Annotated in this window: 1 pseudogene; it reads right to left on the bottom strand. The window is 32.8% G+C overall.

The window, feature by feature from the left end:
- Positions 1-14: 14 nt before the first annotated feature.
- Positions 15-503 (bottom strand): annotated as a pseudogene (locus tag ACIFQM_RS25085) (hypothetical protein); the annotation flags it as partial.

Here is a 503-nt window from a genome sequence, read left to right as displayed (position 1 = left end):
TTGGCGTTAATTTTTTATTTTGGTAAAGTGTAAATAACATCAAATGGATTTTTATCTTCAAAAAACTCGGTGTAAAGCTTTGCAGTTTCGTTTGAATTCAAGTTCGTATTATATCGTAATAAGCCTCCTAATTTCACTAATACGTCAGCTTCCCTAGAAGTTACTATTTTCTTTTGTACTATATTTTCTGTGTTTTTTGGAGTTACCCACGCCCAATCATTCACAGCCGCTTCAGTAAATGGATACCCAAAAGATAAAGAACTGATATGAGCATATTCTGAACATAAAGGATGAACAATTAATAAAAAGGCTGCAATTATTCCTGAACGGTATCTTATTCTTTGTGCTATTTGAACCTCTTGAGCAAAAGATTCTAGATAATGAGGAATTTCTCCCCAATTAGAACGTCCCATTGAAACTAGTATTTCAACGGCAAATTTAGTATTTAATTTATTGGCCAATTGTAAAAATATCTGATTGTTTGTAGAGCCGGAGGCGATAAA

The organism is Paenibacillus sp. NRS-1782 (assembly GCF_050467685.1).
Classification (GTDB): domain Bacteria; phylum Bacillota; class Bacilli; order Paenibacillales; family Paenibacillaceae; genus Paenibacillus; species Paenibacillus terrae_A.
Note: the sequence above shows the minus strand (reverse complement) of the source record. Positions and strands in the feature narration are given on the sequence as shown.